The organism is Arthrobacter sp. SLBN-112 (assembly GCF_030944625.1).
Taxonomy (GTDB): Bacteria; Actinomycetota; Actinomycetes; order Actinomycetales; family Micrococcaceae; genus Arthrobacter.
In genome coordinates this window covers 1,126,755-1,141,074 of sequence record NZ_JAUSXY010000001.1, presented here as the reverse complement: position 1 = coordinate 1,141,074, position 14,320 = coordinate 1,126,755, and the positions used below count along the sequence as shown (strand labels likewise).

Annotated in this window: 11 protein-coding genes and 1 tRNA gene; 8 read left to right on the top strand and 4 right to left on the bottom strand. The window is 66.3% G+C overall.

Going from position 1 to position 14,320, the window contains the following annotated elements; all coding sequences use genetic code 11:
- Nucleotides 1–11: 11 nt before the first annotated feature.
- The gene (locus tag QF050_RS05290; RefSeq protein ID WP_308929484.1) at nucleotides 12–473 is read right to left on the bottom strand and encodes an SRPBCC family protein; all 462 of its coding nucleotides are present in this window, start codon (nucleotides 471–473) and stop codon (nucleotides 12–14) included.
- Nucleotides 474–712: 239 nt separating this feature from the next.
- On the opposite strand from QF050_RS05290, the gene QF050_RS05285 reads away from it, so the two are divergent.
- From QF050_RS05285 to QF050_RS05275, 3 genes are all read left to right on the top strand, one after another.
- Nucleotides 713–783: transfer RNA gene (locus QF050_RS05285), tRNA-Gly, on the top strand.
- 105 nt (nucleotides 784–888) lie between these two features.
- Nucleotides 889–1,029, top strand: coding sequence for a hypothetical protein (locus QF050_RS05280; RefSeq protein WP_018760714.1), 141 nt, complete (start codon nucleotides 889–891; stop codon nucleotides 1,027–1,029).
- Nucleotides 1,026–2,195 (top strand): N(5)-(carboxyethyl)ornithine synthase, encoded by a 1,170-nt coding sequence (locus QF050_RS05275; RefSeq protein WP_308929483.1) that lies wholly within the window; start codon nucleotides 1,026–1,028, stop codon nucleotides 2,193–2,195. The genes QF050_RS05280 and QF050_RS05275 overlap by 4 nt, the downstream gene beginning before the upstream one ends.
- Before the next feature lie 47 nt (nucleotides 2,196–2,242).
- On the opposite strand, the gene QF050_RS05270 is transcribed toward QF050_RS05275, so the two are convergent.
- Nucleotides 2,243–3,622 (bottom strand): MFS transporter, encoded by a 1,380-nt coding sequence (locus QF050_RS05270; RefSeq protein ID WP_308929482.1) that lies wholly within the window; start codon nucleotides 3,620–3,622, stop codon nucleotides 2,243–2,245.
- A gap of 141 nt (nucleotides 3,623–3,763) precedes the next feature.
- Here QF050_RS05270 and QF050_RS05265 point away from each other — a divergent pair, with 141 nt between their 5' ends.
- Nucleotides 3,764–4,618 (top strand): LysR substrate-binding domain-containing protein, encoded by an 855-nt coding sequence (locus QF050_RS05265; protein ID WP_308929481.1) that lies wholly within the window; start codon nucleotides 3,764–3,766, stop codon nucleotides 4,616–4,618.
- A gap of 629 nt (nucleotides 4,619–5,247) precedes the next feature.
- On the opposite strand, the gene QF050_RS05260 is transcribed toward QF050_RS05265, so the two are convergent.
- Together QF050_RS05260 and QF050_RS05255 are read right to left on the bottom strand one after the other, a co-directional pair.
- Nucleotides 5,248–8,754, bottom strand: a complete 3,507-nt coding sequence (locus QF050_RS05260) for a bifunctional proline dehydrogenase/L-glutamate gamma-semialdehyde dehydrogenase (protein ID WP_308929480.1) — start codon at nucleotides 8,752–8,754, stop codon at nucleotides 5,248–5,250.
- A gap of 358 nt (nucleotides 8,755–9,112) precedes the next feature.
- Nucleotides 9,113–10,561 (bottom strand): amino acid permease, encoded by a 1,449-nt coding sequence (locus QF050_RS05255; RefSeq protein WP_308932105.1) that lies wholly within the window; start codon nucleotides 10,559–10,561, stop codon nucleotides 9,113–9,115.
- 169 nt (nucleotides 10,562–10,730) lie between these two features.
- Here QF050_RS05255 and QF050_RS05250 point away from each other — a divergent pair, with 169 nt between their 5' ends.
- The 4 genes from QF050_RS05250 (at nucleotide 10,731) to QF050_RS05235 (ending at nucleotide 14,298) form a co-directional block, all read left to right on the top strand.
- Nucleotides 10,731–11,645, top strand: a complete 915-nt coding sequence (locus QF050_RS05250; protein ID WP_308929479.1) for a LysR substrate-binding domain-containing protein — start codon at nucleotides 10,731–10,733, stop codon at nucleotides 11,643–11,645.
- A gap of 79 nt (nucleotides 11,646–11,724) precedes the next feature.
- The gene (gene panD / locus QF050_RS05245) at nucleotides 11,725–12,150 is read left to right on the top strand and encodes an aspartate 1-decarboxylase (RefSeq protein ID WP_308929478.1); all 426 of its coding nucleotides are present in this window, start codon (nucleotides 11,725–11,727) and stop codon (nucleotides 12,148–12,150) included.
- A gap of 53 nt (nucleotides 12,151–12,203) precedes the next feature.
- A complete protein-coding gene (locus QF050_RS05240; RefSeq protein ID WP_308929477.1) occupies nucleotides 12,204–13,130 on the top strand; it encodes an AEC family transporter in 927 nt (308 codons plus the stop codon).
- Nucleotides 13,131–13,164: 34 nt separating this feature from the next.
- Nucleotides 13,165–14,298 (top strand): FAD-dependent oxidoreductase, encoded by a 1,134-nt coding sequence (locus tag QF050_RS05235; RefSeq protein WP_308929476.1) that lies wholly within the window; start codon nucleotides 13,165–13,167, stop codon nucleotides 14,296–14,298.
- Nucleotides 14,299–14,320 lie beyond the last annotated feature (22 nt).

Sequence of the window (14,320 nt, the reverse complement as noted above, 5' to 3'; positions counted from 1 at the left end):
CCAGCCGGTTTTCAGACGGCGGGCTGGAGTTCCAGGACGTCCTTCAGCCGCTCGAGCTGTGCGACGTCGGAGCTGACGCGCCGCTGCAGCATCCCGTCCAGGATCCCCAGCCGGTTGAGGATGCTGAACCGGCCCTCGCGTTTGGCTTCAATGGCGAACCGGACGCGGGTCCCGGAGCCTTCGGTGCTGAGGTAGTACCCGCCCCAGCGGGTGGCGGGCCCGGAAACGATGTGGAACTCGATCTCAGCCCCGGGCCGGACGTTGGTGATTTCCAGCTCCGCGGGAATGCTCAGCCCTGAACGGCCCGCCACCATTTTGCGGTACACCGCGCCCCTGCTGTCGGCCGGGCCTTGCACGAGTTTGACGCTGCGGACGTCGTGCCGCCAGGCGGGCAGGTTGGTTGCATCAAGGAGGTACTGGTACACGGCCATGGCGTCGCGCCCAATGAGGACCTCGTATTCTGCGATTGCCATGAAGATATTCCTGTGGTTGACGTCGGCTGCCGCAGTAACTGCCTCCCCCAATGTGGCCGCTACCCGGATCAGGTTAGCCAGCGCCCGTCCGCCGGACCTAGCCGGCAGGGCCGGCGTTATTGAAGAGTTACTGGATGACGCAGGTGGTTTGCGGGACACGCAACGCCCGCTTGCATGGTTGGCGGGGAGCCCGCCGATCTGCGCTAAGCTAAGTTCTGCCCCGCGCGAGTGGCGGCACTGCGGCTGTAGCTCAATGGTAGAGCGCTAGCTTCCCAAGCTTGATACGCGGGTTCGATTCCCGTCAGCCGCTCTGGTACCTCCTTCCCCGCATGTTGCAATCTCCCCGCCGCCCATTAGGTACAGGGGTGTAGGGTCGATAGCCAGGAACCTTTTCGGTTCCGCTACAGGAGCAATCATGGCTGACAAGTCCCCGCGTCAAAGTGCATCAAAAAAGTCCGGCAAGTCCATCAAGGAAAAGCGCGCAGACAAGAAGGCCGCCGCAGCGCCGGCCAGCTCCCTGGACATCACGTCCACCAAGGCCGCAAAGAAGAAGTGAGGGGCCAAGAACCCCAGCTGAGCCTGGGCGTCCTGGCCTCCACGCGTAAACCGGACGAGCGCCGCGTACCCATCCATCCCCTGCACTTCGAACGGATCGCCCCCGCACTGCGGCGGAGCATCATCCTGGAGCAGGGCTACGGCGAGCGCTTCGGCGTCCCGGACAGCCATCTCTCCACTTTGGTGGGACGAATGGCGCCCCGGGCAGAGCTGCTGGCCTCGGCCGACGTCGTACTCCTGCCCAAACCGCAGCCGGAAGACCTGGCGGACATGCGTGACGGGCAGATCCTCTGGGGGTGGCCACACTGCGTCCAGGACCGCGCCATCACCCAGCTGGCGATTGACAAGAAACTGACCCTCATCGCGTTTGAGGCGATGAACCATTGGGCCAGCGACGGCGGGTTCGGCCTGCACGTGTTCCACAAGAACAACGAGCTGGCCGGCTACGGCTCGGTCCTGCATGCGCTTGCGCTGACCGGTTCCACCGGGGATTACGGGCGGCGCCTGAGCGCCGTCGTGATCGGATTCGGCGCCACGGCCCGCGGGGCTGTGACGGCGCTGAACGCCCACGGCATCCACGACGTCCAGGTGCTGACCAACCGCAACGTGGCAGCGGTGGGCGCCCCCATCCATTCGGTGAACATCGTGCAGTTCGACCACGACGACGAGGCCCCCTTCCTGAGCCAGGTCATCACCGAACGGGGCAGGGTTCCGCTGGCACCGTTCCTCGCCGAAAGCGACATCGTGGTCAACTGCACGCTGCAGGACCCGAACAACCCGCTCACGTACCTGCGGACGGAGGACCTGGCGGCCTTCAGCCCGGGGAGCCTCATCGTTGACGTTTCCTGCGATGAGGGCATGGGTTTCAGCTGGGCCCGTTCCACCACGTTTGCCGCACCTATGATCACCGTCGGCGACCACATCAACTACTACGCGGTGGACCACAGCCCCTCCTACCTCTGGAACTCCTCCAGTTGGGAGCTCAGCCAGGCGCTTCAGCCGTTCCTCGCCACCGTGATGGGAGGCCCGGGCGCGTGGGAAGGCAACGAGACCATAGCGCGGGCCATTGAGATCCGTGACGGCGTCATCCGGAATGACGCCGTGCTGCAGTTCCAGGAGCGCGGCCCGGAGTATCCGCACAAGGCGTTGCACCTGGCCGCCGTCTAGGCACCGCGCCGGGGAGCAGTGCCCGGCACTGCTCCCCGCGCACCTCCTTAGGTGCCGGCGTGGCGGCTGACGATCCTCAGTGGGCGCCGGCACTTCAGGTCCATCCGGAGTTGCAGGCCGCCCTTGCGGGCCAGCACTGCGCCCACCGTCAGGGCCGCCAGCGCCGGAACGCCACCGGACACCAGCAGCGCTGCGTGCGGGTCCGCGTGTTCGGCGATCCAGCCCAGCATGGGCCCTCCCAGCGCCTGGCCGCCGATCAACACCATGATGTACAGGCTCATCACCCGGCCGCGGATCGCCATGTTGGAGCTGACCTGCACCAGCTGGTTGGACCCGGTGAGGAACATCAGGCACCAGAATCCGGACAGCACCATCACGGCCCCGAACCACACCATGGACGGTGCGAGGGTTGCAAGGCAGAGCATCACGCCGTACATCCCCGCGCAGAACACCACGGACCGCAGGCGGAGCTGCCGACGCCGGGTGGACGCCACGGCGCCGGACAGGGCACCGAGTGCCACCAGGGCGTTGAGGAGTCCATAGCCGCCGGCTCCCACCTGATAGACGTGGTCCGCGAAGGCGGCGAGCAGCACAGGCAGGCTCATGGCGAACACTGAGATGAACCCGGCCATGAGCCATGGCCAGTAGATGGTGGGCTTGCTCAGGGCGTAGCGCAGCCCCTCGCGGAGCATGCCCTTGCTTTTGGGTGCCGGGGCGCTGACGTACAGCTGGTCCTTGCGCAGGACCAGGAGCATGGTCACCGTTGAGCAGCACGCCAGGGCATTGGCGGCGAACGCCCAGCCCGCCCCCACTGCCGTCAGGAGCAGGCCCGCGATGGCCGGGCCAATCAAGCCGCCCAGCTGGAACGTGGTGGAGTTGACGCTGATGGCGTTCCGCAAATACGTGGGCCCCACCAGTTCGTTGACGAACACCTGGCGTGCCGGCTGGTCAAGGACGGTCACCAGCCCCAGGACGAAGGCGATGACGTAAACATGCCACACCATGATCACGCCCGTGAGGGCAAGGACGGCCAGGGCCGCCGCCAGGATCGCTGCCATGCTCTGGCACAGGATGAGGATCTTCCGCTTGGCGAACCGGTCGGCGATCATGCCGCCCCACGGCCCAAGCAGGAGGGAAGGCGTGAACTGCAGTGCCACCGTGAACCCCACGGCGGTCACCGATCCGGAGAGCTGAAGCACCAGCCAGTCCTGGGCGATGCGCTGCATCCAGATGGCAATGACTGCGATGAAGTGGCCGACGGCGAAGATCCGGAAGTTGGGCACCCGTAGCGAGATGAAGGTATGCCGCCAAGGGAGCCTGTCAGCGACGACGGCGAGCGGCTGGGTCTGGTTGTCCGGCGGCGATGAGCCCGCCGCGTCGATGACTGGCTGGGTGACGGAGGCCGACGAAGGCGGTGGGGGTGCCACAGGTGTGTCCTCAAAATTGCGGGCGGTCTGGGATGTCCTTAACGCTAGGCTGGCGGAGGCAATTATGGAGCGGTATGGTCCCTATAACTCGTATTGCAGAACGCAATAGATGCCGAGACTGAACGCCGCGGGAGTACCGAAATGTTTGAACCAGCCCAGCTGCGCTCCTTCCTGGCGGTGGCAGATACCCTGAGCTTTACCAAGGCCGCCGAGCGGCTGGGCCTGGCCCAGCCCACCATCAGCCAGCACATCCGCAAGCTTGAAACGGCCGCCAAACGCAGCCTGATCGCCCGGGATACCCGGGACGTGCGGCTCACCGACAACGGCGACGCCATGGCCGGATTCGCCCGGAATATCCTGGCGGCCCATGATGCCGCCGCGCGCTACTTTTCGGGCTCCGCAATGCGGGGGCGCCTTCGGTTTGGCACTGCGGACGATCTCGCCATCACCGGGCTTCCCCGCATCCTGCGCGAATTCCGGCAAATCTACCCGCAGATCAACCTGGAGCTCACGGTGGGGCAAAGCGACCAGCTCTACCGCAAACTCAATGCCGGCCAGCTGGACCTGGTCTTCGTGAAGTGGGTGGCCGGGGCGAAGGACGGCACGGTGGTCCAGCATGATTCGTTCTCCTGGGTGGGCCTTGAACAAACCGCACTGGAACCCGGGACACCCGTCCCGTTGATCGCCTACCCCTCCCCCAGCCTGAGCCGGAAACTGGCCATCGATGCACTGGAAGCCCATGGCCGGACCTGGCGGATTACCTGCACCACCCGCCAGATCAGCGGAGTCCTCGCGGCCGTCCGGGCGGGCATCGGCGTTGCCGTGATGCCGACGTCGCTGGTCCCCGAGGACCTGAAGATCATTACCCGGCGCTTCGATCTTCCGGCGGTGGGGGATGTGGACTTCACCCTGATCCGCAATCCGTTGGCGAACTCCGAGGTGATCGACGCCCTCACCCAATCGATCGTCGGCAGGACCATTAACCGGCAAACTTAACCCCGCGGCGCCCCAAATTCCAGCATTTGGCCTGATTAGGGGGTCCGTGTCCATTGATAGGGGAGATTCCATCCCCTATGCTCTATTACCAAGGTCCAGCAGCAGGCCGCGTTCACCCACCACAAACGCGCTTCCGCATGCCGGCCCGCGTTTGGGACAGGCAGCCAATGACGACAGCCAGGAACACCCACCTCAACTCCGCGCACGCTCGCCCGTACGCCGAAACACGGCCGTCCACCCGCCAGAACACCCTCGGCAGCGGACGGGCCTCCGTTGACACCGGATACGTCGGGAAGCCCACGTGCGACAAGTGCCGGACCGACGAATTTGTCTACCTTGAGTCCTACATCCCCCCAACGTACCGGCGCGATGGCAGCGTGGCCGCACTTGGCGAAGTGGCCTACACCTGCACCCACTGCGAGGAATTCTCGGCCCACAACGTCCCCGTCACCTGGACACCGCCCGGGCTGGTACCTGGGGTAAAAACAGGCCAGGTCTCATGCCGCGCAGACGGCGCGGACATTAACAACAAGAAGGCCGGTGGTTGGGCCTGTCGAACGGTGGTTGAGCTTGTCGAAACCCAGGTTTCGACAAGCTCAACCACCGTTTTCTTGCGTGTGGTGCCGGGCCTAGATCAGGGCATCGGAGAGGTGGTTAGGGGTTCCGAACCGGTGCGCAGTGATGCTTACGGCCTGCTCGTGCAGGAACGGCAGCAACTCCACGCGCCCGGCTTCCGTGACCGGGTGCGCGTACACCGCAAGATCGGGCCGTCCGCCTGTCGCATCGGCCAGCGCGGAGGCGTCACCGCCGATCAGGCGGATACGGCCACCGGACAGCTTGCCCGCGGAGGCGAGGCGTCCCGCCGAAGCCAGCCAGCCGGCGTCGGACTCCACCGTCACCTCGATGTCCTGTGCGGTGAGCACGGCGCGCAGTTGGGCGGGAAGTTCGACGCCGGTGGAGACGGTGAGCGCCGAGCCTGCCAGTACACCGGCCGCCACGGTCCGCACGAGGTGTGCCAGCGGCGCACCTTCGGAGAGGCGGATGGTGACGGGGAGGTTCCGGTAGCGGAAGATGTTGCGTTCCGCGCTCAAGCCTGAGACGTCCTTGGCGGTGCCAAACTCCTCAGCCCAGGCTGCGGCGTCGGATGCCAGGGCCCGGTGGAGGGACTCCAACCCGGCGGCCTCAATGGCGGGGCCGGCCGCGTCGAGGATCCGGCGGACACCCGCGTGGGTCACGGCGGCGGTGGCGGTGCTGGTGGCAGGTGCCCAGTCGCCCAGGCCGGCAAGGTAGTTGGGGCCACCGGCCTTGGTCCCGGCGCCCACGGCGGATTTCTTCCAGCCGCCGAACGGCTGGCGCTGCACGATGGCACCGGTGATGCCGCGGTTGACGTAGAGGTTGCCGGCCTGGATGGTGTCCAGCCAGATGCCCAGTTCCTCGGAGTTGAGCGAGTGCAGGCCTGCTGTGAGGCCGTACTCGATCTGGTTCTGGATGGCGATGGCTTCTTCCAGGGTTTCGGCGGTCATCACACCCAGGACGGGGCCGAAGAATTCGGTGAGGTGGAAGTAGGAACCGCGCTTGACGCCGTAGCGCACGCCCGGGCTCCAAAGCCGGCCCGTGTCGTCGAGCTTCTTCGGTTCCACGGCCCAGTCTTCGCCCTCACCCAGGGTAGTGAGCGCGTTGAGGAGCTTGCCGTTCGCGGGTTCGATGATGGGGCCCATCTGGCTGGTGGGGTCCTGCGGGTAGCCCACCTTGAGCGAGGTGACGGCGTCAATCAGCTGGTTGTGGAACCGCTTGGACTTTGCCACGGAGCCCACCAGGATCACCAGTGAGGCCGCGGAGCATTTCTGGCCGGCGTGGCCGAACGCGGAGTAGGCCACGTCCTTGGCTGCCAGGTCCAGGTCTGCACTGGGAGTGACGATGATGGCGTTCTTGCCGCTGGTTTCGGCCAGCAGCGGCAGGTCCTTGCGGAAGGACCGGAACAGTTCGGCGGTTTCGTAGCCGCCGGTGAGGATCACGCGGTCCACGGCCGGGTGGCTGATCAGCTGCCGGCCGAGCTCCCGCTCCCCCAGCTGCACCATGGTCAGGACGTCCTTCGGGACACCGGCTTCCCACAGCGCTTCCACCATGACGGCACCGCTGCGGGCGGCCTGCTTGGCAGGTTTGATGACGACGGCGGAGCCGGCGGCGAGTGCCGCCAGCGTGGACCCTGCCGGGATGGCGACCGGGAAGTTCCACGGCGGGGTCACCACGGTGAGCTTGGCTGGGACGAACGTGGCGCCGTCGACCGCGTCCAGCTTGCGTGCGGACTCGGCGTAGTAGTGCGCGAAGTCCACTGCCTCGCTGACCTCGGGATCACCCTGGTCGATGGTCTTGCCGGTTTCGCTGGCCATGACCTCCAGGAGGTCGGCGCGGCGGGCCTCGAGGATGTCGCCGGCACGGTGCAGGATCTCCGCCCGCTCGTCGCCGGACAGGGCGCCCCAGGCCTTGCCCTTCTCGATGGCGGTTTCGATGGCTGAGGTGAGCGCGGCTTCGTCGTTGATGAAAGCGGCCTCGACGGCGGCGTTGCCCAGGGTGGAGGACGGGACGCGCTCCAGGATGGCACGGCCCCAGGTGCGGTTGGCGGGCAGCGCGGGGTCGGTATCGGGGGTGTTTCCGAAGCCGGTGCGAGGCAAGGCCTCCGGAGCCAGATTCCGGTCCTGCCGGCGGTTGGGCAGCGGAACGGTGTTGTCCAGGGCTTCCAGCGAGGCGAGGAAGCGCTGCTTTTCGCGCTCGAACAGGCCCTCGTTTTCGCTGAGCTCGAACACTGCCGACATGAAGTTTTCCTGGCTGGCCCCCTCTTCCAGGCGGCGGATCAGGTAGGCGATGGCGACGTCGAACTCGGCCGGGTGGACCACCGGGGTGTAGAGCAGCAGGGAGCCGACGTCCTTCTTGACGGCTTCCGCCTGGCCCTGCGCCATGCCCAGCAGCATCTCGAATTCGATGCCGGATTCCACACCGCGTTGCTTGGCCAGCAGCCAGGCGAAGGCGATGTCGAACAGGTTGTGGCCGGCCACGCCGATCCGGATGTTCTTGATCCGGTCCGGGTGCAGCGCATAGTTGATGACCCGCTTGTAGCTGGTGTCCGAATCCTGTTTGGAACCCCAGGTGGCCAGCGGCCAATCGTGCAGGGAAGATTCCACCTGCTCCATGGGGAGGTTGGCGCCCTTGACCACGCGGACCTTGATGCCGGCTCCGCCGTTGGCGCGGCGCCCGGCGGCCCAGTCCTGCAGCCGGATCATGGCGGACAGTGCGTCCGGGAGGTAGGCCTGGAGCACGATGCCGGCTTCGAGGTCCTTGAACTCCGGCTTGTCAAGGATCCTGGTGAAGACCGCGATGGTCATGTCCAGGTCCTTGTATTCCTCCATGTCCAGGTTGATGAACTTGGCCTTTTTACCGGGGCCGGCGAAGGAGGCAGCGCGCTGGAACAGCGGAGTGAGCTTGTCCACCACGTGCTCCACGGCTTCGTCGAAGGCCCAGGCGGAATGCGGGGCCACAGTGGAGGAGACCTTGATGGAGACGTAGTCGACGTCGGGGCGGGCCAGCAGGGTGTGCGTGCCTTCGAGCCGGCGGGAGGCCTCGTGCTCGCCGAGGACTGCCTCGCCGAGCAGGTTGACGTTGAGCTTGACGCCGTCCTTCTTGATCTTGGCGATGGCGGGGCCAAGCTTGGCGTCGGTGGCGTCAACGATCAGGTGGCCCACCATTTCGCGCAGGACCCTGCGGGCCACGGGGATGACCACCTGGGGCAGGACGGGGGCCATGGTGCCGCCGAGCGCCACGGCGCTGCGCATGTACCAGGGCAGGAAGGCCGGAACCTTGGGGGCCAGCGCGGCCAGGTTGTGGGCGGCGACGTTCACGTCCTCGGGACGGACCACGCCGTCCACGAATCCGACCGTGAACTCCAGGCCGTTGGGGTCCTTGAGCACGCCTGCCAACTGCTGGGCGGAGGCGTCGACGGGGACCTTCGACGCCTCCGTGAGCCAGCGGCGGACCAAGGTGACCGCTTCGTCGGCGAGTGCCTTCGCCTGGGGGACGTCGACGTCGACCGTCTGCGGCGTGGCAGCGACTGCGACTGCCGGTTCCATTGCAACGTGGGTCATGGTTTTCCCGATCTTTCCTGGGGTATGGAGGAGGTCTTTCCACCAGTATGAGCTTCGAGTCACATAAGATAAAGCGATCTTTTCCAACCAATACAGGTTAGAAAAGCCAATGCTTCCAAGGCCCTCAAAACCCCCGCTCACCTTTGACACCTACCCCCCAACCCCCGCTCACCTTTGACACCTATACCCCCAACCCCCGCTCAGATCCTGCGGCTAAATTCCAAACGCCCGCTCACGTTCGGCGGTTGAACGAGGAACCCTCCTGCACGTGATGCGCAGGAGGGTTACCTGTTCTAACCGAATGTGAGCGGGCGTTCCGGGAGAAACCGCCAGACGTGAGCGGGCGTCGGGGAGGAGGTTACGCCAGGGGGCGGTGCATGTCTGCGAGCTCCTGGTGGCGCGGGCTGTTGGGGTTCATCAGCGAGTGCTTGCGTCCGTAGCCGAAATAGATCACCAGGCCGATGATGAGCCACACCACGAACCGCAGCCAGGTTTCCCAGTGCAGCTGCAGCATCAGGAAGGCCGAGGCCAGGACGCCGAACGCCGGGATCACGGGCATCAGGGGCAGGCGGAACGTGCGGGGCGCGTCCGGCCGCTTGTAACGGAAGATGATCACTGACAGGCAGACGACGACGAACGCGGCCAGGATGCCGATATTGGTCAGGTCCGCAACCGCCTTGATGGGGAAGACGCCGGCCAGGAAGGCGGACGCGACGCCGCCGATCCAGGTGACCCGCTGCGGGGTGCCGCGGTGGTCCGTCTTGGCGAACCAGCCGGGGAGCAGTCCGTCGCGGCTCATGGAGAACCAGACCCGTGTGACGCCGAGCAGGAAGGTCAGCATCACGGTGAGGATGGACAGCACGGCGAACACCGAGATGATGGTGGCAATCACCGGCAGCCCCACGGACGTGAAGGCCGAGGCGAAGCCCGCCTTGGGGTCGATGTCCTTGTAGTTCTGCATGCCGGTGAGGACGAGCGTGGCAGCAACGTAGAGCAGCATGGCAATGATGAGCGAGAGCACGATGGCCTTGGGCATGTGCTTCTTGCCGTCCTTGGCTTCCTCGGCCGCGGTGCTCATGGCGTCGTAGCCGAACACGGCGAAGAAGACGGTGGCGGAGCCGGCAACCACGGGCCCGAAGCCGCTGGGCATGAACGGGTTGTAGTTGTTGGTGTCGATGTAGAACACGCCAAGCCCGATGATGAAGAGGATCAGGACCACCTTGATGGCCACTGCCGCCAGTTCGAACCGGCCGAACGCCTTGGTGCCGCGGGACAGGATCCAGGTGACCAGGAGGCAGACCAGGATGGCGGGGACGTTGATGATGCCGCCCTTGCCTTCGTCAAAGGTCGAGGTCATCCAGGCCGGCAGGTGGATGCCAATGCCGGCCAGGAAGGCGTCCAGGTAGCCGGAGATGCCGATGGCCACAACAGCGACGATCGCAATGTATTCCAGCAGCAGGTCCCAGCCGATGAACCAGCCGATAACCTCCCCGAGCGCCACATATCCGTAGGTGTAGGCCGAACCGGCGCGCGGGATCATGCCCGCGAATTCCGCGTAGGAGAGGGCCGCCGCCGCGGAGGCGAGGCCTGCGATCAGGAAGGAGATCAGTACCGCGGGCCCCACCCCGGGAGTTCCATCGCTGCCGGCCGCCACCAGTCCCGCGAGCGAGAAGATGCCGACGCCGATAATGCCGCCAACACCGATGGCGGTGAGCTGCCACAGCCCGAGGGACTTGAAGAGGCCGCTGTGCTTACTTTCTTCTTCGATGTCGTCGATGGGCTTGCGCCGCATGATCGACTGGGTCATGTCTCTGCTCATCAGGAACTCCTGCTTTTGGGGTGCGACCCCGCCGCGGCACGCCAAGTGAATGGGCTGTGACGGGGGTAACTCGGTTCCAACAGTATGCGTGGGCGGTTGCGTTAGATAAAGTGAATCCTTCTAACCAATATTGATTAGTTTCAGTCAGGAATCCGCTATGCTCGACGTCCGCCGGCTCCGGCTCCTGCGAGAGTTAAGCATTCGAGGGACGCTCGCCGAGGTGGCTGAGGCTCTGCAGTACAGCCCGTCGTCGGTGTCGCAGCAGCTTGCACTCCTGGAGAAGGAGGTAGGCGTGGAGCTGCTCCGGAAAACCGGCCGCCGCGTGCAGCTCACACCCCAGGCCGAAGTACTGGTTGCGCATACCGCGCAGCTGCTCGAAACCATGGAGCAGGCCGAGGCGGACCTGGCCGCGTCCCTGACCACCGTAACCGGGACGGTGCGGATCGCGGTGTTCCAATCGGCCGCGCTGGCGCTGATGCCGGACACGTTGACGCGGATGGCCGCCGCCTACCCCGAGGTGCGGATCGAAATGATCCAGCGGGAGCCGGAGACGGCGCTGCACGAGACCTGGGCGCGGGACTTCGACCTGGTGGTCGCGGAGCAGTATCCGGGGCACGCGGCCCCGCGCTACCCCGAACTGGACCGGGTGAAGCTGACCACCGACGCCATCCGGCTCGCCGTTCCCCCGGCGTCCGACGGCGGCCCGGCCATCCGTTCGCTGGCGGACACGGCGGACCTGGCCTGGGTCATGGAACCGCGGGGTGCCGCGTCCCGCCACTGGGCGGAGCAGGCGTGCCGCAGCGCCGGGTTCGAGCCCGATGTCCGTTTTGAAACCGCCGACCTGCAGGCACAGGCCCGCCTGATCGAGTCCGGCAACGCGGTGGCGCTGATGCCGGACCTGGTGTGGACCGGCCGCGGCACCACGGCGGAACTCCTTGAGCTTCCGGGCAAGCCGCACCGCACCATCTTCACCTCGGTCCGCCGCTCCAGCGTCCAGCGCCCGGCGATCCTCGCGGCCCGCGAGACGCTCGCCGCAGCCGCCGCGGCGGTGGCGGGGAACGACGCCGGGTGACCGGCCGCCGTCGTACGTGACTGGTGTGTTTCCTGCGTCACTGCGGGGTGAGGGAGCACGGGTCTAGACTGGGTCCGTTATGAATCGAACAATGTTCAAGTCCAAAATCCACCGGGCCACCGTCACCCACGCCGACCTGCACTACGTCGGCTCGGTCACCGTTGACCTTGACCTGCTTGAGGCTGCGGACATCCTTCCTGGCGAGCTGGTGTCCATCGTGGACGTCACCAACGGGGCGCGGCTGGAGACGTACACCATCGCAGGTGAGCGCGGCTCCGGCGTGATCGGCATCAATGGTGCAGCGGCGCACCTTATGCACGAGAACGACATTGTCATCCTGATTACCTACGCGCAGATGACCACCGAGGAAGCCAAGGCGTACGAGCCCCGGGTGGTCCATGTGGACCAGGACAACCGGATCATCCAGCTGGGCAACGACCCCGCCGAGGGCCTCACCGCCGGCATGATGCGTCCGCCGTTCGCGCTGAACAACGCCACCCTCTGAACCTGGAGCGTGAAGTCCGTTAGACGCTCCCGCCGCGGCCGCGGAGGGATCCCGTGCTAGGGGTCCTGGCGGGATTCTTCGTGGTCTGGTGCATCATCCTGGTGGGATGGTTCGTCGGCCGGCGGAACATCCTCGGCGAGAACGCCCGGCCGGTGCTGAGCGGCCTGACCTTCTTCGTGGCCAGCCCGGCGCTGCTCTTCGAAACCCTGGGCAAGGCGCGCCTCCAGGAAGTCTTTGCCCAGCCGCTGCTGGTGACGGCGGTGGCCGCGATCACAACGGCATCAATCTTTTTCCTGCTCACACGGTTCTGGCTCAAGCGGCCGCTCCCGGAATCACTGATGTCCGCCATGTCCGCTTCACTGGCGAACTCGGCCAACCTAGGTATTCCCATCGCGGTATATGTCCTGGGCGACGCCAGCTACGTGGCACCGCTGCTGATCTTCCAGCTGGCGTTCTTCACGCCGATGTTCCTGATGGTCCTGGATTCAAGCACCAGTGCCCACCGCACCACTCCCCTGCGCTTTGTGCTGATGATCCTGCGGAACCCGATGATCGTCGGCTCCGCCCTGGGCCTGGTGGTGGCCGGCACCGGATTCCAGGTCCCGCCGCTGGTGATGGAACCCATCCACCTGATCGGCGGCGCCGCGATTCCCGCCATGCTGATCGCGTTCGGGATGAGCCTGCACGGCACCCGCCCCCTGCAGGCTTCCGCCGGGCGCCGCGTGGACACACTGCTGGCGAGCGGTTTCAAGCTCGCCGTCCAGCCGGCACTTGCGTACATTGTGGCCCGCTTCGCGCTCGGGATGGACGGCCACGCGCTGTTCGCGGTGGTGGTCACCTCGGCGCTGCCCACAGCCCAGAACGTGTTCGTCGCCGCCAGCCGCTACCAGACCGGGCTCACCGTGGCCAAGGACACCGTGCTGATCACCACCGTGGTGGCGGTGCCGGCCATGATCGGCGTCGCGCTCCTGTTGGCGTAGCTTTTTGACCGCATGACCCCAGTCTGGAGGGCTGATGAATACCATTCTTGACACCGTGGTGATCGGCGGCGGCGCCATGGGCTCGGCCGCCGCCTGGGCACTCTCCCGCCGCGGCCGCGAGGTGACGCTGGTGGAGCAGTTCGGTCCCGGACACAAGATCGGCGCGTCGCACGGCGCCACCCGGAACCTGAACCCGGGCTACCACCAGCCGGACTATGTGGCCATGTTGGCTGAGGGATTGTCGCTGTGGGAAGAGCTGGAGCAGGACAGCGGCGTGCAGCTGTTGGCGCGCACTGGCATCGTCAACCACGGGCCCGGTTTCGACCCGCAGCAGGTTGCCTCCGCGCTCACCTCGGCCGGGATCCGCGCCGAATTCCTGGCGCCGGAGGAAGCCGGTGAGCGGTGGCGCGGCATCCGTTTCGACCGGCAGGTCCTGCATATGCCCGACGGCGGCCAGCTCAATCCGGAAGCAGCGCTTCCTGCGTTCCAGCGGCTGGCGGCGGCCCGGGGCGCTGAGATCAGGCACCACACCAAGGTGGTGGACTTCGAGGTGTTCGACGACGGCGTGCGGCTGACGCTCGAAGACGCTGCGGGCACCGAGGTGGTCACCGCAGCCCAGGCCGTGGTGACTGCCGGCGGCTGGACGGAGAAGCTGCTGGCCACCTCTGCCGGGAAGGATTCGTCTGGTGTGCGGATCCCGGAGCTGCGGGTCACGCAGGAGCAGCCGGCGCATTTCCGGGTGGCGGACGCCGGGGCAGTGTGGCCGGGGTTCAATCACTACCCGGGCCCGGACTACCGGGACTGGTACTCCCCCGTGTACGGCATGCAGACTCCCGGCGAAGGCATCAAGGCCGGCTGGCACGGTGTTGGCCCTGTGGTGGATCCGGACCACCGGGATTTCCTGCCGGAGCCGGCCCAGCTCGCCGCCCTGCAGGAGTACGCCCGGCAGTGGCTCCCGGGCGTCGACGCCGAGCAGTTCGAGGCCATCAGCTGCACCTACACCACCACCCCGGACGAGGACTTCATCCTGGACCGGGTGGGGCCGGTGGTGATCGGCGCAGGGTTCTCCGGCCACGGCTTCAAGTTCACGCCGGTCATCGGCCGGATCCTGGCGGACCTTGCCACCGGGACGCGGGACGCGCCGACCATCTTCCGGGCATCCCGGTAGCTGGAGCTGCCCGCTGGCCGAG